Source organism: Massilia sp., assembly GCF_031995545.1.
Lineage (GTDB): Bacteria > Pseudomonadota > Gammaproteobacteria > Burkholderiales > Burkholderiaceae_D > Telluria.
In genome coordinates this window covers 1-20188 of the sequence record NZ_DAMAGA010000045.1, presented here as the reverse complement: position 1 = coordinate 20188, position 20188 = coordinate 1, and the positions used below count along the sequence as shown (strand labels likewise).

14 protein-coding genes are annotated in these 20188 nt (G+C 66.9%); 7 read left to right on the top strand and 7 right to left on the bottom strand.

Annotated elements, in window-relative coordinates; translation table 11 throughout:
- Positions 1-112 precede the first annotated feature (112 nt).
- Genes RTQ83_RS21460 through RTQ83_RS21450 form a run of 3 tightly spaced genes read left to right on the top strand, consistent with a single transcriptional unit; the run spans position 113 to position 3829 of the window.
- A complete protein-coding gene (locus RTQ83_RS21460) occupies positions 113-1108 on the top strand; it encodes a T6SS immunity protein Tli4 family protein (protein WP_312519193.1) in 996 nt (331 codons plus the stop codon).
- Between the two features lie 40 nt (positions 1109-1148).
- Entirely contained in the window at positions 1149-1454 is a 306-nt protein-coding gene (locus RTQ83_RS21455; RefSeq protein WP_312519190.1) for a PAAR domain-containing protein, read from the top strand.
- 17 nt (positions 1455-1471) lie between these two features.
- Positions 1472-3829: a DNA internalization-related competence protein ComEC/Rec2 gene (locus RTQ83_RS21450; protein ID WP_312519188.1), complete on the top strand. Its 2358-nt coding sequence runs from the start codon at positions 1472-1474 to the stop codon at positions 3827-3829.
- A gap of 17 nt (positions 3830-3846) precedes the next feature.
- Here the strand turns inward: RTQ83_RS21450 and RTQ83_RS21445 are convergent, their stop codons facing one another.
- Positions 3847-5256, bottom strand: a complete 1410-nt coding sequence (locus RTQ83_RS21445; RefSeq protein WP_312519185.1) for a sensor histidine kinase — start codon at positions 5254-5256, stop codon at positions 3847-3849.
- Between the two features lies 1 nt (position 5257).
- Complete coding sequence (locus tag RTQ83_RS21440) at positions 5258-5944, bottom strand: response regulator transcription factor (protein WP_312519183.1); 687 nt, start codon at positions 5942-5944, stop codon at positions 5258-5260.
- Positions 5945-6075: 131 nt separating this feature from the next.
- Here RTQ83_RS21440 and RTQ83_RS21435 point away from each other — a divergent pair, with 131 nt between their 5' ends.
- The 4 genes from RTQ83_RS21435 (at position 6076) to dcd (ending at position 9013) form a co-directional block, all read left to right on the top strand.
- The gene (locus RTQ83_RS21435; RefSeq protein ID WP_312519181.1) at positions 6076-6609 is read left to right on the top strand and encodes a Spy/CpxP family protein refolding chaperone; all 534 of its coding nucleotides are present in this window, start codon (positions 6076-6078) and stop codon (positions 6607-6609) included.
- Between the two features lie 23 nt (positions 6610-6632).
- Entirely contained in the window at positions 6633-7496 is an 864-nt protein-coding gene (locus tag RTQ83_RS21430; protein ID WP_312519179.1) for an intradiol ring-cleavage dioxygenase, read from the top strand.
- A 66-nt stretch (positions 7497-7562) separates the two neighbouring features.
- Positions 7563-8369 (top strand): alpha/beta hydrolase, encoded by an 807-nt coding sequence (locus tag RTQ83_RS21425; protein WP_312519177.1) that lies wholly within the window; start codon positions 7563-7565, stop codon positions 8367-8369.
- Between the two features lie 77 nt (positions 8370-8446).
- Positions 8447-9013 (top strand): dCTP deaminase, encoded by a 567-nt coding sequence (gene dcd / locus RTQ83_RS21420; protein ID WP_290420490.1) that lies wholly within the window; start codon positions 8447-8449, stop codon positions 9011-9013.
- Positions 9014-9099: 86 nt separating this feature from the next.
- Here dcd and RTQ83_RS21415 read toward each other — a convergent pair whose 3' ends face one another.
- From RTQ83_RS21415 to RTQ83_RS21395, 5 genes are all read right to left on the bottom strand, one after another.
- Positions 9100-11361 (bottom strand): arginine/lysine/ornithine decarboxylase, encoded by a 2262-nt coding sequence (locus RTQ83_RS21415; RefSeq protein ID WP_312519172.1) that lies wholly within the window; start codon positions 11359-11361, stop codon positions 9100-9102.
- 175 nt (positions 11362-11536) lie between these two features.
- Positions 11537-12055, bottom strand: a complete 519-nt coding sequence (locus tag RTQ83_RS21410; protein WP_312519169.1) for a dihydrofolate reductase — start codon at positions 12053-12055, stop codon at positions 11537-11539.
- A gap of 53 nt (positions 12056-12108) precedes the next feature.
- Positions 12109-18015 carry a DUF3320 domain-containing protein gene (locus RTQ83_RS21405; protein WP_312519167.1) on the bottom strand — a complete coding sequence of 1969 codons (5907 nt, stop codon included), beginning with the start codon at positions 18013-18015 and terminating at the stop codon, positions 12109-12111.
- Between the two features lie 172 nt (positions 18016-18187).
- Positions 18188-18982: a thymidylate synthase gene (gene thyA / locus RTQ83_RS21400; RefSeq protein WP_312519164.1), complete on the bottom strand. Its 795-nt coding sequence runs from the start codon at positions 18980-18982 to the stop codon at positions 18188-18190.
- 53 nt (positions 18983-19035) lie between these two features.
- A complete protein-coding gene (locus RTQ83_RS21395) occupies positions 19036-20124 on the bottom strand; it encodes a beta-eliminating lyase-related protein (RefSeq protein WP_312519162.1) in 1089 nt (362 codons plus the stop codon).
- Between the last annotated feature and the right edge of the window lie 64 nt (positions 20125-20188).

Sequence of the window (20188 nt, the reverse complement as noted above, 5' to 3'; positions counted from 1 at the left end):
GGCGAAAATGCTGGCCGGGCTACTGCTTGCGATAGTGCTGGCGAGCTGGGCGTTGGACAAAATCCACGATAGACGCGAGACGGATCGGCAGGATCGGCAAGAATTAGCTCGCATGACCGACAAATTGAAAACCGTATGTGTCGGCAGGTTTTTGATTGATATGCCGGAAGAGGCGCAGCTTGAATTACGGGGGGCAAGAATCGACAGCTTCGACATCGCGGGCTTCAATGAAACCCTAGACGAATTCGAGAAACGGGTTGCCGATCGCGAGGAACAACTCGGGGCTACACCGGACAGGCGCGGAGGCAACAAGAACCTCGAGTCGGTACGGGCGGTTGAAACCGGTAACGGCCTGATCGGGAAGATCTTCATTCACAGCCGGACTGTGACCGAAGGGACGCAAGGCAACGGACTGGGCGGCGTAGAGCACTATCGCGATGAAGGCATTTCGACCGAAGCCCTGGTGCATGGCCAAGGCATCAGCATCGATCTGTTCTCAAAGGACCGTGGAGTCGAATGGATCGAGGATTTGCCGAGGCTGGTCAATCAGCTGGCTGCAAATCCCGATAACCGCATTCCGGCCGAACCAGGTTTTTGCATGGACCGGCTTTACATGCGAGATCCGCTCAGCGCCGATCAACGCGAACAGATCACGATGTTCGCCGGGCTGCCAAGTCATCCGGATGTCGAGTTCAGGTTCATCCTGGCGGCGGGACTGAAGCCTGACGCCCAGGGGTTATTGGCGAGAACCGGCGCCGCGGACGCAAAATGGTCGATCATGGATCTGATGCGCGTCACGCGATTGCGGGGCGCACCACGGGAAATCGGCGGCGTCACGGGGGAGGAGCTGGTCGAACGCGTGGTCGAGGTAAATGACGCGCGCGTCCACAGCTTCCGGTGGGAGGTAAGTGGTACCGAAGACGATGTTTTGGTTCCACACCTCGTCTTCAGCATGACCACCGGAGTCGGCCAGGGCAAGCCAGTGCCATCCTCGCTATCCGACGGAGCCGCCCTCGGCTTGCGGGACAAAATCATTTCCAGCATTCGCCTGCGCCCCACGCAGCCTGTGGCAAGCACGCGCGTCGACGCGCCTGCCGCGTCAGGCTAAAGGCTGTCCTGTCCAGCCGTTCACTCACGCAAAGGCAGCCATGAATTACAAGCGCTATTACATTAGAGCCGGAGACACGACCACTGCCAACGGCGTCGTGCTTGCATCGAGCGATTTCAGCCGGGTCGACGGTCGCGCGCTCGCACTGGACGGGGACCCCGTGGATTGCCCCGCCTGTGATACGCAGGGGATGATCCGGATCGTGGGTCCGCGCCTGCCGGACAGTTTCATGGGCAAGCAATACGCGCTGAGCGACGACCTCTGTATCTGCGGCTGCAGTCCGCCACCAAAACTCATCGCCGATCAGGACGCTGAATGTCAACTCGTGGCGACGCCGCATCCGTGACGCGCTGACGCCTCCCCATGCGCTGCGCCATCCTTGCCTTCAGCGCCGGCGCCTGCTGCATCCAGGTCCAGTCGAGCTTGCCGTCATGGACGGTGCTGCTGGCCTGCGCCAGCGCCGCACTCCTGGCGATGCTTCTCCTGCGCGGCATTCCACGGTCGATCACAACCGGTTTCCTGTGCGGCCTGTGCTGGGCCGCCACCGTCGCCCACCTGGCACTGTCCGACGCGCTGCCCCATGCCGACGAAGGCCGCGACATTACCGTCACCGGCATCGTCGCCAGCCTGCCGCATCGCTTCGACGGTGGCGTACGCTTCCACCTGGACGTGGAGCGGGTCGAGACGCAAGGCGCGACAGTCCCGCCGAAGGTCGTCCTGTCCTGGTACGGCGAGCAGGCCAGCGATCCGGACAGTATTCACCCCGGCGAACGCTGGCGCCTGGTGGTACGCCTGCAGCGCCCGCACGGCAACGCCAACCCGCACGGCTTCGACTACGAAGCCTGGCTGCTGGAGCAGGGCGTGCGCGCCACCGGCTACGTGCGCCCGGCCGGGCACAAGAACGCACGCCTCGATACGTGGGTCATGGGCGCGGGCTACGCCGTCGAACGCATCCGTGGCCTGCTGCGCGAGCGCATCCTCGAGGCGCTGGCCGGACAGCCTTACGCCGGCGTGATCGTCGCGCTGGTGATCGGCGACCAGCGCGGCATCGGCCAGGACGACTGGGACGTGTTCAACCGCACCGGCATCAGCCACCTGGTGTCGATCTCCGGTCTGCATATCACGATGGTGGCGGGCCTGGCCGCGTGGACCGTCTCGATGCTGTGGCGCCGCTCGTTCTTGACCGACGCCCAACTGCCGCTACGCCTGCCCGCACAAAAAGCCGCAGCCCTGGCTGGCGCCGTCACCGCTTTGCTGTACGTGCTGCTGGCCGGCTTCGGCGTGCCGGCCCAGCGCACCTTCTACATGCTGGCGGTGGTCGCCATCGCGCTCTGGTGCGGTCGGATCGCATCGAGCTCGCACGTGCTGTGCCTGGCGCTCGGCGTGGTGCTCGTGCTCGACCCCTGGGCCATGCTGTGGCCCGGCTTCTGGCTGTCGTTCGGCGCAGTGGCCGCCATCCTGTACGCCTGTAGCGGCCGCGTCGGCATGCAGACGCGCGGCTGGCGCGCTTCGCTTGCGCTGGGCGCGCGTACCCAGTGGGCGGTGACAATCGGCCTGGCGCCGCTGACACTGCTGCTGTTCGGCCAGGTGTCGCTGGTCAGCCCGCTCGCCAACGCGATCGCGATCCCCGTCATCAGCCTGTTCGTCACGCCGCTGGCCCTGATCGGCAGCGTACTGCCGGCGCCGCTGAGCGGCCTGGTGCTGGGCACGGCGCACCTCGCGATCGAACTGCTGGCGCGGCTGTTGTCCTGGTTCGCGGCGCCGGCACTGGCCGTATGGACCGCGCCCGCGCCATCCGGCTGGATCCTGCTGCTGGCGCTGATCGGCACGGCGTGGATGCTGGCGCCGCGTGGCTGGCCGCACCGCTGGACCGGTCTTGCCGCCTGGACGCCGCTATTGACCCAATTGCCCGCCACGCCGCCCGCCGGCCAGTTCACCGTTACCGCCTTCGACGTCGGCCAGGACATGGCGCTGCTGGTCGAAACGCCGCATCACCGGCTGCTGTACGATACCGGCCCGCAGTACGCGCCCGGCGCCAGCGGCGCCACGCGGGTGATCCTGCCTTACCTGCGCGGGCGCGGCATCCGGCAACTCGATGCGCTGGTGGTGTCGCACAGCGACCTCGATCACGTCGGCGGCGCGTCCGAACTGCTGGGCGCGGTGCAGGTCGATGCGGTGACCTCGTCGCTGCCGGACAATCATGCGCTGCTGAGTATGGCCAAGTCGCATCGGCGCTGCACTGCGGGGCAATGGTGGCACTGGGACGGCGTCGATTTCGAGATGCTCGGCCCCGAGCCGGCCAGCTACGCCGACACCAGGCTCAAAGCCAACGCCCGCAGCTGCGTGTTGCGCATCGCCACCGGCGGCCAGGCGATCCTGCTCGCCGGCGACATCGAAGCGGCGCAGGAAACAGCGCTGCTGCGCGGCGGCGACGAACGCCTGCGCGCCGACGTCCTGCTGGCACCGCACCATGGCAGCGGCACTTCGTCGACCGTCGGGTTCCTGCGCGCGGTGTCGCCCACGCTAGGGATTTTCCAGGTAGGACATCGTAATCGCTACCGGCACCCCAAACGAGAGATCTATGCGCGCTACGCGGAGATGGGCATCGAACGCATGCGCACCGACCAGCGCGGCGCAGTCACGCTGCAGTTCGGCGCCGGACACGGAGTTGCCAGCAGTGCCTGGCGCGACACGAACGCCCGTTATTGGCATGGGAGATGATGCGCGCGCCGCCTTGCTTATGCCGCCGCTTTGCCGTGGCCGAACGGCAGCGTGATCGTCACCCGCAGTCCGCCTTCGTCGCGATTGGCAGCCGCGATCGTGCCGCCATGCGCATGCACCACGCGCTGCGCAATGGCCAGTCCCAATCCATGACCGTCCACGCCCGTGCGCGACGCACCGGCGCGGAAAAACGGCTCGAAAATGGCGGGCAGATCGCCCGGTGCGATGCCCGGTCCGCGATCCAGGACCTCGACCTGCACCGTGCCGCTCCCGGCGCGCAGCACCACTTCGACCAGCCCGCCCTGCGCGCCATGCTTGATCGCGTTGCGCACCACGTTCTCGATCGCGCTCCAAAGCAAATCCGGGTCGCCCTCGACCGGCAACGGTCCGGGAGCGTCGACCACGATGCCGGTCCGCGCCTTGCCAGCCTGGGTGACTTCGAAGCGGGCGTCGCCAACGATCGCGTCCACCAGTTCGGTCAGGTCGACCGGCTCGCGCCGCGCCACCTTGGGCGACGCTTCCAGGCGCGACAGCGTCAGCAGCTCGCCCACCAGCTTGTCCATGCGCACGCTCTCACGTTCGATGCGCTCGAGCGAATTGGCGACCTTGTCCGGCTGCTGATGCGCCAGGCCGACCGCCGCCTGCAGCCGCGCCAGCGGCGAGCGCAGCTCGTGCGAGACGTCGTGCAGCAGGCGGCGCTGGCCGTCCATCAGCGCGCGCAGCTGGCCGCTCATGCGGTCGAAGTCGCGTCCCAGGTCGCTCAGTTCGTCGCTGCCTTTCGGGCCGGCCGCGAAGCGCGGCGCCAGGTCGCCCGCGGCCGCCGCCTCGAAGGCGCTGCGCAGGGCGCGGATCGGACGCGAGAAGTACCAGGCCAGCAGCGCCGCGAACAGCAGGCTGGCCAGCACGGCGGCGACGATGCCGGCGATCTGGCCGATGCGGCGCCCAAAGCCCGGGTCCATGCCCGGCATCAGGCCGGGGCCCGGTCCGTCCGGACGCCGGCCGCGCGCGCCTTCCGGGCGGCCGTAGGTGCGCGACACGAACGCCAGGTACTGCGCGCCGTCGGGCGCGCGCAGGCGCCGCGCCGCCGCTTCGCCTTCGGCATCGCCGGAGGCCAGGATACGCTCGGCCTGTGCCAGCAGGTCGGGACGCACGCTGCGGCCGAGCAGGTCGCGCTGCTGTTCATCGAGCACGTAGATCTGCGGGCGCCGCACTTCACCGATCATCTGGCGCAGCGCCGGCAGGCCGCCGTGGCGCAGCGTGGCGGCGGCGGCGTCGAGCGCGATCGCGGCCGGCGGGCCGCTGTCGAGGGTCGGAGCAGGGCGCTGGCGCGCCTGGTCGCGCAGCCAGAATGCGCCGCCAATGCCGATCGTGGCCGCCACCTGAGCCAGCAGGATCGACAGGAAGAACTTCCAGAACAGGCGGCCCATCTCAGTCGCGGATCAGCTGGTAGCCCTGGCGGTAGATCGTCTGCAGGCACGAACGGCCGTCCGACAATGGCCCCAGTTTGTGGCGCAGGCTGCTCAGGTGGACGTCGATGTTGCGGTCGAAACGCGCCAGCGGACGGCCCAGTCCCTGTTCGGACAGCTCGTTCTTGCTCACCGGCCGTCCGGCGTTGCGCGCCAGGACTTCGAGCAGGTTGAATTCGGTGCTGGTCAGGTCGAGCGCCTTGCCGTCCCAGGTGGCGCGGCGCTGTTCCGGGATCATGGTCAGCTTGCCGACGCTGAGGGTCACGCCCGGGCCGTTGTCTTGCGTGGCGTGGGTGCGGCGCAGGATGGCGCGCACGCGCGCGGTCAGTTCGCGCGGGGTGCAGGGCTTCGGTACGTAGTCGTCGGCGCCCAGTTCCAGGCCCAGGATGCGGTCGGCGTCGTCGCCGCGCGCGGTCAGCATCAGCACCGGGATGCGGCTGGCGGCGCGGATCTGGCGCAGCGCTTCAATACCGCTCATGCCGGGCATCATGACGTCCAATACGGCGATGGCGTGGCGTCCGCCGAGCGCTTCGCGCACGCCGTCCTCGCCATTGTGCACGACCGTGACCTGGAAGCCTTCCTGCTCGAGGTATTCGGCGAACATGCCGACCAGTTCGACGTCGTCGTCGATGAGTAATACGTGATTCATGGCGACAGGATAGCAAAGTGCGGGGCGCTGGTCCGCCGCGGCGCGCGAAGTTTTACGCGGATTTACGCCGCTTGGCCGCGCTTTACATCGGCACGCAACAGAATGCGAGCTCCAAAACACTGGAGGACACCATGACCTTGCATCCCATCCGTACCGCCGTCGCCGCTGCCTTCGCGGCCTGCCTGCTCGCGGCGCCCGCCATTCACGCGCAACCGATGCCGCCCGGCGGAGCGCTACCTGCCGACGCCGGTCCCGGCTTCGGCCCCGGCGCGCCCTTCCTGCGCGGCCTGGACCTGAGCGAAGCGCAGCAGGACCGCGTGTTCGCGATCCTGCATGAGCAGGCGCCGAAGCGGCGCGAACTCGACAAGGCCGAGCGCAAGGCGCATGACGCCCTGCACGCGCTGGCGGGCGGCACCGAATTCGACGCCGCCGCAGCCACCCCCCACGCGCAAGCCTTCGGCCGCGCGATCGCCGAGCAGGAGCTGCTGAAGCTGCGCACCGATGCCCAGCTGATGGCGGTGCTGACGCCGGAACAGCGCGCGCAGCTGCGTGAAGACACGGATGACCGTCCGGCGCGCACCGGCCGTAAGGGCGAGCGCAAGGACGGCAACAAGGACGGCCAGCGCCGCCCATCGCGCGCCGATTCCGGCGAGGCGCGCAAATGAGCCTCGGTTCGCAAGGAGACGCCATGCACGACCATGATCACGGCCTGTCGGCCGACCTCGAACGCCTGTTGGGGCAACCGGCCAGCCGGCGCCAGTCGCTGCGCTGGCTGTTCGCCGGCGCCGGCTCCGCCATGCTGCCGCTGGCCGGCTGCGGCGGCAGCAGCGGCGACGATGGCTTCGGCATCTCGACCTCGACCACCACCGGCAACAGCACCGGCAGTACCGGCGCCACCAGCGCCGCCTGCTCGGTGATTCCGGAAGAAACCGGCGGCCCGTATCCGGGCGACGGCACCAACCGCAACGCCAACGGCGTGGCCAATGCGCTGGTATTGTCGGGCATCGTGCGCAGCGACATCCGCGCCAGCATCGCCGGCGCCAGCGGCGTGGCGGCCGGGGTGCCGCTGACGATCCGGCTGCAGCTGGTGAACGTGGCCACCGGCTGCACGCTGGCGCCGGGTGCTGCGATCTATCTGTGGCACTGTACCCGCGAAGGTGGCTACTCGATGTACTCGAACGGCATCGTGAACGAGAACTACCTGCGCGGGGTGCAGGAAGCCGACAGCGAAGGCTGGGTCACCTTCACCACCATCTTCCCGGGCTGCTATGACGGTCGCATGCCGCACGTGCACTTCGAGGTGTACCCGACGCTGGCGAAAGCCGGCAGCGCCGCCAACCGCGTCAAGACCTCGCAGTTCACGTTCCCGATGGCGACCCTGAACGAAGCCTATACCGCCAGCGGCTACGGCAGCAGCGTGAGCAACCTGTCGCGCATCAGCTACGCCACCGACAATGTGTTCAGCGACGGTACCACGCTGCAGATGGCGACCGTCAGCGGCAACGCGACCCAGGGCTATACCGCGACTTTGGTAGTAGGGGTTTCACTCTAACGGCGGTTCGCGGGACGGTGCCAGCCAGTACAATGGCCCGTCGAGTTCCACCACCGTCCCGCACCAATGACCGCCACCGCAACCAAGCCGCTGCTGCACTTCGCCCACGGTAACAGCTACCCGGCCGGCACCTATGCGCGCCTGCTGCAGGCGCTGGGCGAGCACTACGAGGTGCGCACGCTCGACATGCACGGCCACGATCCGCGCTACCCGGTCGGCGATGGCTGGGAGTCGCTGGTGGAGGAACTGCTGGCCCACCTGGAAAGCTACGGACGCCCAGCGATCCTGGTCGGCCATTCGCTGGGCGGCATGCTGTGCGCGATGGCGGCGGCGCGCCGTCCCGATCTGGCGCGCTGCGTGGTGATGCTCGATTCGCCGGTAGTCGGCGGCTGGCGCGCACTGGTATGGCGCCTGGCCAAGCGCTTCGGCTACGGCGAACGGCTGTCGCCGGCGCGCTTCTCGCACAAGCGGCGCTTCCTGTGGCCGAGCCGCGAGGCCGCGCACCAGCACTTCATTGCCAAGCCGATCTTCCAGGCCTGGGCCCCGGGCGCGCTGGACGACTATCTCGAGCACGGCCTAGTGCCGCATGCCGAGGGCGTGACGCTGCGCTTCACGCGCGAGGTCGAGACCGCGATCTATGCCACGCTGCCGCACCGCATGGGCAAGGTGCTGAAGCAGCCGTTTCCGGTGCCGGTCGGCTTCATCGCCGGTACCGATTCCGAGGAACTGCGCCAGGCCACGCTGGGACCGACGCGCAGGCTGGTGGGTGAGAATCTCGTCATGATCGAGGGCAGTCATCTGTACCCGCTCGAGAAGCCGGCCGAGACGGCGCGCCTGGCGCACACGATGATCGGCAGGCTGCTGGCGTCGTGATCTGGCGCTCCGTTCGCCATTTCAAGCGCGTTTTCAAGTAGAATCGCGGGATTTTCATCCCTGCCTGGAAACCGACAATGACTATCAAGAGCGACAAATGGATCCGCCGCATGGCGGAGAGCACCGGCATGATCGAGCCGTTCGAGCCGGGCCAGGTGCGCGAACAGGATGGTCGCCGCATCATCTCGTTCGGTACCTCGTCGTACGGCTACGACATCCGCTGCGCCGACGAATTCAAGGTCTTCACCAACATCAACAGCACCATCGTCGACCCCAAGAACTTCGATTCGAATTCGTTCGTCGATGTGAAGAGCGACGTCTGCATCATCCCGCCGAACTCGTTCGCGCTGGCACGCACCATCGAATACTTCCGCATTCCGCGCAACGTGCTGACCGTCTGCCTCGGCAAATCGACCTACGCCCGCTGCGGCATCATCGTCAACGTGACGCCGTTCGAGCCGGAGTGGGAAGGCTATGTGACGCTGGAGTTCTCGAACACCACGCCGCTGCCGGCCAAGATCTACGCGGGGGAGGGCTGCGCGCAGGTGCTGTTCTTCGAAAGCGATGAAGTGTGCGAGACCTCGTACAAGGACCGTGGCGGCAAGTACCAGGGCCAGCACGGCGTAACGCTGCCGAAGACCTGATAGCGTAGGGTTAGTGGCTCCGCCGCCAACCCTACAAAAAAAAGGCCCGGATCGCTCCGGGCCTTTTTCATATCAAACGTGTTCGATCACACTTCGTCCTGCTTCACGCAATCGACGAAGTAACCACGCTTGCCATCCACTTCACGCTTGACCAGCCCGTGCACGTCGGTCTCGAAGCCCGGGAAGCGCTCGTTGAAGTCACGCGCAAAGCGCAGGTAGTCCACGATCGTGCGGTTGAAACGCTCGCCCGGGATCAGGAGCGGAATACCCGGCGGATAAGGCGTCAGCAGGATCGCCGTGATGCGGCCTTCCAGCTCGTCGATCGCCACGCGCTCGATCTTGCGGTGTGCCATGTTGGCGAATGCGTCCGACGGCTTCATGGCCGGGATCATGTCCGACAGGTACATCTCGGTGGTCAGGCGCGCTACGTCGCGCTCGGCGTAGAAGCGGTGGATCTCGGTGCACAGGTCGCGCAGGCCGCGGGTTTCGTAGCGCGGGTTGGCCGCGGCGAACTGCGGCATCACGCGCCACATCGGCTGGTTGCGGTCGTAGTCGTCCTTGAACTGCTGCAGCGCCGTCACCAGCGTGTTCCAGCGGCCCTTGGTGATGCCGATGGTGAACATGATGAAGAACGAATACAGGCCGCACTTCTCGATGATCACGCCGTGTTCGGCCAGGTACTTGGTCACGATAGATGCCGGGATGCCGGTCTCGCCGAACTGGCCCGACAGGTCCAGGCCCGGAGTCACGATGGTGGCCTTGATCGGGTCGAGCATATTGAAGCCCGGTGCCAGCTTGCCGAAGCCGTGCCAGTTTTCTTCGGCGCGGATCATCCAGTCGTCCTGGGTGCCGATGCCTTCTTCCGAAAACTTGTCCGGTCCCCAGACCTGGAACCACCAGTCGTCGCCGTAGTCGGCATCGACCTTCTTCATCGCGCGGCGGAAGTCCAGCGCTTCCAGGATCGATTCCTCGACCAGGGCGGTGCCGCCCGGCGCTTCCATCATCGCGGCGGCAACGTCGCACGAGGCGATGATCGAGTATTGCGGCGAGGTCGAAGTGTGCATCAGGTAAGCCTCATTGAACGCATCCTGGTCCAGCTTGACCGATTCCGATTCGCGCACCAGCACCTGCGACGCCTGCGACAGGCCGGCCAGCAGCTTGTGCGTGGACTGGGTCGAGAAGATCATCGACTCCTTGGCGCGTGGACGGTTCTGGCCGATCGCGTGCATGTTCTTGTAGAAGTCGTGGAAGGTGGCGTGCGGCAGCCAGGCTTCGTCGAAGTGCAGGGTGTCGATTTTCCCGTCCAGCATTTCGCGCAGGGTCTCGACGTTGTACACCACGCCGTCGTAGGTCGACTGGGTGATGGTCAGGATGCGCGGCTTCTTGTTGACGGCTTCGCGCGCGAACGGATTGGCTTCGATCTTGCGGGCGATCGATTCGGGCGTGAACTCTTCGAGCGGGATCGGGCCGATGATGCCGAGGTGATTCCGGGTCGGCATCAGGAACACGGGGATCGCGCCGCACATGATGATCGAGTGCAGGATCGACTTGTGGCAGTTACGGTCGACGACCACGATGTCGCCCGGGGCGACGGTCGAGTGCCACACCATCTTGTTCGAGGTCGAGGTGCCGTTGGTGACGAAGTAGCAGTGGTCCGCGCTGTAGATGCGCGCGGCGTTGCGTTCCGACTTGGCGACCGGGCCGGTGTGGTCCAGCAGCTGGCCGAGTTCTTCGACCGCGTTGCAGACGTCGGCGCGCAGCATGTTCTCGCCGAAGAACTGGTGGAACATCTGGCCGATCGGCGACTTCAGGAAAGCCACGCCGCCCGAGTGGCCCGGGCAGTGCCACGAGTAGGAACCGTCGTAGGCGTAGTTGACCAGCGCACGGAAGAACGGCGGCGCCAGGCTGTCCAGATAAGCCTTGGCTTCGCGGATGATGTGGCGCGCCACGAATTCCGGGGTGTCCTCGAACATGTGAATGAAGCCGTGTAGCTCCTTCAGGATGTCGTTCGGGATGTGGCGGCTGGTGCGGGTCTCGCCGTAGATATAGATCGGGATGTCGGCGTTCTTGTGGCGGATCTCCTTCACGAACGCGCGCAGGCCGAGCAGCGCGGTGTCGGTCTCCTCGATCGAACCGCCGCCGAATTCCTCGTCGTCGATCGACAGCACGAAGGCGGATGCGCGCGACTGCTGCTGGGCGAACTGGGACAGGTCGCCATAGCTGGTCACACCGACGACCTCCATGCCTTCCTGTTCCATCGCGGCAGCAAGTGCGCGAATGCCGAGACCGGAGGTGTTCTCCGAGCGGAAATCCTCGTCAATGATGACGATGGGGAAACGAAATTTCATCGACAGCTCCAATGCGAAGCGCCGTGTCGGCGGCGGGCCCTTGCCCGGCTCAATCCGGAAGGCCCGGCCGCCGCACGGCACCGGTAAAAAATGAGAAGCGGATTTTCGCAGAAATCGCGGATCCCGGTGCAATTATTTTGCCAGCTTAGCCACAGAACGGGATCGGCGGCGCACTCTAGCTGGAATGCTCTGCCACTACGGCGCGGCGGGCGTAGGTGACGAAGGCGTAGCGCAGGCCCTTGGCCTCGTCCTGATGGGTTTCACGCGTCGTTTCGACCCAGATCGAAGGGTCGATCGGCGGGAAGAAGGTATCGCACGCGAAGGCCTGCTCGATGTGGGTGACGATCATGGCGTCGGCCAGCGGCATGGCCTGTTCGAAGATCTGGGCGCCGCCGATGATGCTGGCCGGCGCGCCGTCCAGTTGCGCGATCGCCGCCTCGAGCGAGGGCGCGGCCTCGGCACCTTCATGCGACCATTCGCTGTTGCGGGTGATGACGATGTTGCGCCGCTTCGGCAGCGGACGGCCGATCGAGTCGAAAGTCTTGCGGCCCATGATCACGGGCTTGCCCAGCGTGACGCGCTTGAAGTGGGCCAGGTCCTCGGGCAGGTGCCATGGCATCTGGTTGTCGATGCCGATGCCGTTGTTGGCATCGACGGCGACGACGAGGGTGAGTTGCGGCGGCTGGCTGGTCATGGGGAGATCCGATCAATGAAAGCAGGGCATGGTGGTTGTTTGGCGGCTAGGTGTCAAGGCTGCGCGTTGATGCGCGCCACGCCGTTGTCGAGCGCGATCAGGCCGGGCGCGCGGCCGTGCGCCAGCGCGCCGACGATGCGCGCTTCGGCGTCGGCGGTGGTGCGGGCGATGCCGAACAGCCGGCACACAGCGCGCGCCAGGCTGTCGACGGAGGTGCTGCCTTGCTGCTGCAGCACGTGGAGCGCGGCGTTGGCCAGCTCCTCGCGGCTGATCTCGTCGATTGCGCGGCGCGATTCCGGCTCTGGCGACGGGATGCGCACGCCGTCCCAGGTCGCGGGATCGGCGTCGCGCGGCCAGTACACGCCGGCGCTGTCGGGCGCATGGGGCGCCAGGCGCGTGAGCAGCTCTTCGATGCGCCGGCTCATGCGTGGCTGGCCCCAGGCGCGGGCCACGCGCCGGAACAGCAGCTCGCGCAGGATCGGGCCTTCGAGCTCGATCGCGTTGACCAGCTGCGCGCGCAGGGTGGCCAGGGCGGCGCGCTCGTGGAAGTCGTCGGGCGCGCCGCCTTCGAGCGCCGTGACGCGATAGTAGGGCAGGCCGGGGGCCTGGGCGGGCGTTGCTGCGGCAGTTTCCGGTTCGGGCTCGGCAATCTGCTCGACCGGCGGCGCCGGCTCCTGCTCGAGCGGCTGGCTGGCCAGTTGTTCGAGGCGGGCCAGCAGGCGCCGCGCAGGTGCGTCGGGATCGAGCCACCAGTCGGTCGACCAGATGCGGTGCAGCTCCCAGCCCAGGCCTTCGAGCACGAGCTGGCGCAGGCGGTCGCGGTCGCGCGCCGTGGCGCCGGAGTGATAGCTGGCGCCGTCGCACTCCACGCCCAGCAGGTAGCGTCCCGGCGCGCGCGGATCGACCACGCCGATGTCGATGCGGTAGCCGGACACGCCGACCTGCGGATGTGCCTCCCAGCCGTTCTGGCGCAGCAGCGCGATCACCTGGGCCTCGAACGGGCTGTCCGGCTCGCGTCCGGTCGGCAGGCTTTGCCCGGCCAGCGCGCGCGGACCGCGGATCGCGAATTCCAGATAATGCTTCAGGTCGCGCACGCCGCTGGCGCGCACGCGCGACAGGTCGATCTGTTCCGGCACCAGGGTGCTGAAGATGACTACATTTTGGCGGGCGCGCGAGATCGCCACGTTCAGGCGGCGATGGCCGCCTTCCAGGTTGAGCGGGCCGAAGTTCAGACTGACCTTGCCGGCGGCGTCGGGACCATACGTGATCGAAAAATAGATGACGTCGCGTTCGTCGCCCTGCACGTTCTCCAGGTTCTTGATGAACAGGGGTTCCTGTGTGGCCTGGGCCAGTGCCGCATCCAGCTGCGGCACGGCGCGCCGGCGTTCGTCGAGCATGCGCTCGATCAGGCTTTGCTGCGCCTGATTGAACGTTACCACGCCGATGCTGCGCCGGCGCTGCACCGGATCGAGGTAGTGCGCTTCGACCGCGCGCACGATCGCGTCGGCTTCGGCGCGGTTGGAACGCGCGCCGCCGCGGTCATATATACCGTGCACGCGCTGGAAGCGCACGCCGGTGTCCTCGGTGAACGGCGACGGGAACGTGATCAGGGCATTGTCGTAATAGGTCGCGTTGCTGAACGCGATCAGGCTTTCGTGACGGCTGCGATAGTGCCATTGCAGCGTCAGTTTCGGCAGGCCGATGCTCAGCGCTTCGTCGAGGATGCTTTCCAGGTCTTGCAGGTCGCCGTCCGCGCCGTCGCCGTCGTCGCTGTCGCCGCGGTTGAAGAAGCTGGTCGGCGGCAGCTGCTTGGTGTCGCCCACGCACACCAGCTGGCGCCCGCGCGCGATCGCTCCTACCGCATCCCATACCGGAATCTGCGACGCCTCGTCGAAGATCACCACGTCGAACTGGGCATGGTTGGCGTCCAGGTACTGCGCCACGGACAGCGGCGACATCAACAGGCAAGGCTTCAGGCGCGGCATCAGGGTCGGCAGGTTCTGCACCAGCTGGCGGATCGGCATGTGCTTCTTCTGCTTTTGCAGCTCGCGCCGCAGCTTGCCCATTTCGGAATCGGCGCTCGGCGCCATGCCGGTGCTGGCCGGGACCCGGGCCGCCAGCCGCGCCGCCACGTACTGCTCCGTCAGTTTCTGGAAGCGTTCATCCGCGACGCGGAACTCGGCGATCTTGCGCTCGTGGTCGGCGCTCGAGAAGGCACGCAGCACCGGCTCGGCGCCGATCGCCTCGCGCAGCCACCAGCTGCGATAGCTGAATTCGAAATACTCGGCGGTTTGCGCCAGCGGCGCGCGGCCCGCTTCTAGTGCCTGCACGATGCCGTGCAAGCCGTCCTCGATCGCTTGACCACGCGCGCCTCGCCACAGGCACCACGGCTGCAACTGGCGCGCCGCCACGCGCCAGCCCTGCAGCATGGCCTGGATACGCGCCAGAACGCCGGCGGCGCCGTATTCCTCTTCGGCCAGCGACGGGCTGGCAGCCAGCCGTTCGAGCGCGTTACGGCGCTCCTCGAACGTGCGCCAGGCATCGCGGTAGGCCAGCATCACGTTGGCCGTGGCCATACCGGGTTTGAGCTGGGCGCGGCGTTCGGCGACCAGCGGCGCCAGGCGCGCCTGCAGAGCAGCCAGCAGATCGGCATCGGCAACGGCCAGGCGCTCTACCGCGTCGGCGAAGCGCGCGGCCCACAGGCCGGCATTGTCGACCAGATTCCAGTCGGTGCCATGGCCGCTGAATTCATCCTGCAGCAGTTCGCGTGCTTCACCGGTCATGTTGTTGAGGACACGGTCTTCGGCATTGACCACCGCTAGCGCATCGAGCACGCCCGGCACCGCGTCCGGCGCTACAGCGCCACCGTCGGCGCGGCAGGCACGCAGGCGCGCGACCAGGGTGCGTTTGGCGAACCAGCTCCTGGGCCACCAGGTCTGCTGCGCTGTCGCCCATTCCTGGCGCAGGGCGCCGGCATCGAGCGCTGCGACATCGTCGCGGTAGGCACCGCCGAGCGTATCCCAGGCGGCGGCGCGCGCCGCGCCGTGGCGCGCCAGTGCGGCCAGGCGAGTGCGCGCCGCTTCGTCATGCGCAGCGCGCGCGACACCGGCCGGCATGCGCGGGGCCGCGAGCAGGATGTCGGCCAGCTGGTTCAGGATCGCCAGCTCGGCGTGCGCCAGGCCACTGTGGTCCAGCTCGAGCAGGCCGAAGAACTGCGCGGCGGCGGTCTGCAGCTTTTCCGTAGCCGTTTCCAGCGCGGCGCCGGCCTGCAGCAGTTGCTGCTCCCAGGCCGGGGTCCAGTCGCGCCAGCCGATCATCGCCAGCGGATTGTCTGCCAGCGTATCGAGCCGCCCGGCCAGCGTCGCCATGCGGCGGCAGGTCTCGCGCAGGCGGTCCAGTTCAGCGCGCGTGTGCGTGTCGTGACGCCCGAACGCCATCGGCGCCGGCTGCCAGTCACGATGCGCGACCGTGGCGCCGATCGCCTCATACACGGTGAGGTCGTTGTCGTGGATGCGGTGCAGGGCCGCGGCCACGCCGTTCAGATCCTGGCGCAAGGCCCACAGGCGCTCGGCCTCGCGTTCCCATTCGCGCACGCCACGTTCGCCGGCCGCGTCCAGGGCGTTGCCGAGCTGCTTGAGCACGTCGGCCTTGCGCGCCTTGGACGAATGCAGCTCCAGGCAGAACGCGCCCAGGCCGATACCGGACAGGCGCCGGTGCACCACCTCCAGCGCCGCCATCTTTTCGGATACGAACAGCACGCTGCGCCCGGTCGCCAGCAGGTGCGTGATCAGGTTGGTGATGGTCTGGCTCTTGCCGGTGCCCGGCGGCCCCTCGATCACCAGGTTCTTGCCGTCGCTGGCGGCGAGAATCGCGCGCAGCTGCGACGAGTCGGACAGCATCGGCGCGAACACTTCCTGCGGGCGGAAGGTGTCGTCCAGCGTGCGCGGGTCGAACCCGATGCCTTCGCTGGCGAAGGCCTGGCCCGGGTTGTTGATCAGGTGCGCGACCACGCTGTTCTGCATCAACTGCTGCTGGCGGTCCTGCAAGTCCTTCCACATCAGGTATTTGGTGAACGAGAAGATGCCCAGTTCCACCGTGTCGCGAACTTCCCAACCGCTGATCTCGCCGACGTGCAGTCGGAAGGTCTGCAGGATGCGGCCGACGTCGAGGCCCTTGTCGTCCAGCGGCAGGGTATCGAACGACGGCAGGCGCAGGCTGAAATCCTGGGCCAGTTTTTGCAGCAGGGTCGGATTGACCAGGGCGTCGTCGTCGTGGCGCGTCAGGCGGAAACCGCTGCGCACCGACTGCCGGGTGAGCGTCACCGGCACCAGCAGGATCGGCGCCAGCAGCGTGGTCTCGGCGCTGGGCTCCTCTTTCCACTGCAGGAAGCCGAAGGCCAGGTACAAGGTGTTGGCGCCGCCTTCTTCCAAGCCGGTCGAGGCGGCGCGGAAGATCTCGAGCAGGCGTGCATCGAGCACGTCTTCGGCGACATCGACGACGATCTCGCCGCGGCCCAGCGCATCCTGCGCCAGCACGTCGAGCGGGTCGGCGCCGTGGCGCGCGGTATAGACGGCGGCGTCGCGGTTATCGGGCGCGGCAGCGCCGGCCATCAGCTGCGGCATGGCGCGGATCCTGAAATCCTTGCCTTCGGCCAGCGCATCCTCGAAAGCCGCCAGGTCTGGACACAGCACGCGCAGCGTGGTCTTGGACGATTTGAAGTTGAGCAGGCGGTTGCGCAGCGTGAGGTCGAGCAGGCGGCTCTTCCACTTGGCCAGGCGACCCTCGGGCGTGTCGACATTGCCGGCGTCGCGGCCCGGTAGCGCGGCCGGGTCGAGCGGCGGCAGGGCCGGCATCTCTTCAATGGCGGGCGCTGCGTGGTCCAGTTCGGGCAGCGCGGTGCTGCCCGGCGCAGCGCGCGAAGGCAGCGGGCGCACTTGCAATTCACGCGCGCGGCGGATATCGATTGCGCAGATAAAACCGGCTTCGTCGGCCAGATGGGCGTCGCCATTGGCGCAGGCCGAGCGCAGGCTGACGTGCTGCGACTGGGTGACCATGGTGGTTTCGAACACCATCAACTCACCCGAGGCGACGCGCTTGCGCACCGCCTGCAGGTCGTCGATGCAGCCGGTCGGGAACGACTGCTCGACCAGCCAGACGCCGACCCAGGCATGGCCCTCCTTGAACAGCACCACCGGGTGCAGGCCGCTTTGCTCGAGGCAGGAGGCAAACAGCATGGCCAGGTCGAGGCAGGTGGCGATGCGCCCGTCCAGGATGCGCTCGGGCGTGCGGATCTTCTGGCCGTTGCTGCCGAAGGAAGCCGGAGGATTCGCGTAGTGCAGCTCCTCGCCGGCGATGGTGCTGTAGATGCCCGAGACCTGCTTCCACACGTGTTCGCGGTTACGGGTCTGGTAGCCGCTCAGCGCCAGATCGGGCGCGGCGCCGCGTAGCAGAATCGACGCCTTGGCCAGCAGACGGTCCACCACCGGCGAATTGGGCATGCAGAATGCGGCCAGCAGTTCGGGCAGGGCGCGCATGCCGGGCCACCCGTCGTAGGCCAGCACCTCGATCGGACTGGTGGCGTGGCCGACGACCTGTCCATTGACGCGCGCCGTGGCTTGCAGGCTGGCCTGCTCGGCCTCGTCGAGCGATGCCAGATAGTGATGGTCCGGCTTCAGGTCCACCGGCGACACGGTGCGCGTCTCGCCGGCTTCGATGCGCTCGAAGCGAATGCGCTCGCCGGTCGCGAAGGCCGGCGTGCAGGCTATCGTCAGTTCGACGTCGTGCATTGGTGACGCGCCGGCGTTGGCGATCGTGATCGAGCGCAGCACCGGGATGTTGTTCTGGATCGCGGCGTAACCAGTAGTCGGGTCGGCGGTGATCGCCAGGGTGAGTAATGACGACTGAAGCGGTTCGTCCGCCGCCTCGTTCAGTGAGGGTTGTGCGAGCGGCTCCGGCGTCATGTCACGATCCTGAAAAAACAATGACCCGCGAGCGGGCCGAATAGGGGAAGTACGATAAAAGTCGAAATGGTCATGCTGGACTGGAGCATACCAAATATCGGCACGATTGCGCGGGCGCTACGTGTCGGAACAGGGGACACGATCAGGACGGCGCGCGCGCCGTCCTGTACTGTTACACCGCGACCGGCGCCTTGATGCCCGGATGCGGGTCGTAGCCCTCGATCTCGAGGTCCTCGAATCGATAGTCGAACAGGGAATCAGGCTTGCGCTTGATGACCAGACGCGGCAGCTCGCGGGTCTCGCGCGACAGCTGCAGCTCGACCTGTTCCATGTGGTTCGAATACAGATGGCAGTCGCCGCCGGTCCAGACGAAGTCGCCCACTTCGAGGCCCGCCTGTTGCGCCATCATGTGGGTCAGGATCGCATACGAGGCGATGTTGAATGGCACGCCGAGGAAGATGTCGGCGCTGCGCTGGTACAGCTGGCACGAGAGCTTGCCGTCGGCGACGTAGAACTGGAATAGCGCGTGACATGGCGGCAGCTTCATCTGCGGCACGTTGGCCACGTTCCAGGCCGAGACGATCATGCGGCGCGAATCGGGCGTGTTGCGGATCTGGTCCAGCACCTGCGAAATCTGGTCTATATGCTCGCCGTTCGGGGTAGGCCAGTTGCGCCACTGGTAGCCGTAGATCGGACCGAGATTGCCTTCGGCATCGGCCCATTCGTCCCAGATCGAAACGCCGTTTTCCTTCAGGTAGGCGATGTTGGTCGAGCCCTGCAGGAACCAGATCAGTTCATGGATGATCGACTTCAGGTGCACCTTCTTGGTGGTCAGGAGCGGAAAGCCCTGCTGCAGGTCGAAGCGCATCTGGTAGCCGAACACCGAGCGGGTGCCGGTGCCGGTGCGGTCGGTCTTGATGGCGCCATGCTCTTTTACATGGCGCATGAATTCGAGATATTGGCGCATTGCGGTAGGTAGATGAAACTGGATGAAACAGCGCGCCATTTTATCATTGTCGATCAGTCACCCTCCAGATGCTGCGTGAAAAGGCGCAGAGCGCCGCGCAGCGTCTCGTCGCTCATCAGCATCAGGTTCTCGCCGACATAGATCTCGACCACCGCGGTGTCGGGCAGGGCGCCATGCACCGCACGGCTATACATCCAGATGCCGTGCTCGCGCGCCAGCGTGTCGCGTACCGCCAGCGCGCGATCGCGGCTGACCGGCAGGTGAAGGTGCAGCATGTTGGCTTGCGGCGCCGCCGGATTGACGCGCAGCGCGGGATGCTCGCGCAGCGCTTCGTACAGGAATTCGGTACGGCGGAAGTAGTCCGGCATGGCGGCGATGCGCGCGTCGAACTGCATCGCGGCGGCGACCACGTACGGAGAGCGGTGGATCACGTTGCCGCCCTGGCGCCGGAACCATTCGGCGGCGCGTGCGACAAAGGCGTGGCCGCCGGCGAGCATGGCGCCACCCAGGCCGCCGATGCCCTTGTACAGCGAGACGTAGACCGAATCGAATCCGGCCGCGATCTCGGATACCGGGCGGCCGTAGCCGGCGGCCGCTTCCCACAGACGCGCGCCGTCCATGTGCAGGTGGGTGCCGCGCGCCTGGCAGTGCTGCTTGATCGCTTCCAGCTGGTCCCAGGTCGAAAGCTGGCCGCCGATCTCGCGCATCGGAATCTCGAGGCCTACGGCGCCGAGGTGGTCTGGGATGGCTTCGAGGTCAGCCACGGTCCAGGGCCGATGACGGTCGCCGGTTGGCAGTGCGTGGAAGTGATCGAGCAGCTGATGGTTGCCGCGTTCATGCACGAAGATATGCGAAGTCGGGTGCAGCGCGACCAGGCGGCTCCCACGGTCTTCGCATGCCAAACGGAGCGCGGTGACCTGGGTCATGGTGCCGCTGATGCAGAACACGGCGGCCTCGAAGCCGAGCAGCCGGGCGACCTTGGCTTCGAACTCCTGGATCAGCGCGCCGTTGCCGTAGACGTCGTGGTCGATGTCGTGCTGCTCGCACCAGGCGGCCATGGCCGCGAACATCTCGGCCGGGCGGCGCGGGCGGTGGCCGGGGAAGATCGTGTGGCAGCGGCGCTGCAGGTCGGGCTCGGACAAGGCGGACTCCTGGGGTGTGAGGTCGGTACTCTACACCGGGGAGCTGCAGGAGGAAAGATGAGGG

Bases quoted from the DNA above. Each gene is read 5' to 3' on its own strand.
- RTQ83_RS21460 (WP_312519193.1), top strand. From the start codon at position 113: ATGACCGACAAATTGAAAACCGTATGTGTCGGCAGGTTTTTGATTGAT.
- RTQ83_RS21455 (WP_312519190.1), top strand. From the start codon at position 1,149: ATGAATTACAAGCGCTATTACATTAGAGCCGGAGACACGACCACTGCC.
- RTQ83_RS21450 (WP_312519188.1), top strand. From the start codon at position 1,472: ATGCGCTGCGCCATCCTTGCCTTCAGCGCCGGCGCCTGCTGCATCCAG.
- RTQ83_RS21445 (WP_312519185.1), bottom strand. From the start codon at position 5,256: ATGGGCCGCCTGTTCTGGAAGTTCTTCCTGTCGATCCTGCTGGCTCAG.
- RTQ83_RS21440 (WP_312519183.1), bottom strand. From the start codon at position 5,944: ATGAATCACGTATTACTCATCGACGACGACGTCGAACTGGTCGGCATG.
- RTQ83_RS21435 (WP_312519181.1), top strand. From the start codon at position 6,076: ATGACCTTGCATCCCATCCGTACCGCCGTCGCCGCTGCCTTCGCGGCC.
- RTQ83_RS21430 (WP_312519179.1), top strand. From the start codon at position 6,633: ATGCACGACCATGATCACGGCCTGTCGGCCGACCTCGAACGCCTGTTG.
- RTQ83_RS21425 (WP_312519177.1), top strand. From the start codon at position 7,563: ATGACCGCCACCGCAACCAAGCCGCTGCTGCACTTCGCCCACGGTAAC.
- dcd (WP_290420490.1), top strand. From the start codon at position 8,447: ATGACTATCAAGAGCGACAAATGGATCCGCCGCATGGCGGAGAGCACC.
- RTQ83_RS21415 (WP_312519172.1), bottom strand. From the start codon at position 11,361: ATGAAATTTCGTTTCCCCATCGTCATCATTGACGAGGATTTCCGCTCG.
- RTQ83_RS21410 (WP_312519169.1), bottom strand. From the start codon at position 12,055: ATGACCAGCCAGCCGCCGCAACTCACCCTCGTCGTCGCCGTCGATGCC.
- RTQ83_RS21405 (WP_312519167.1), bottom strand. From the start codon at position 18,015: ATGACGCCGGAGCCGCTCGCACAACCCTCACTGAACGAGGCGGCGGAC.
- thyA (WP_312519164.1), bottom strand. From the start codon at position 18,982: ATGCGCCAATATCTCGAATTCATGCGCCATGTAAAAGAGCATGGCGCC.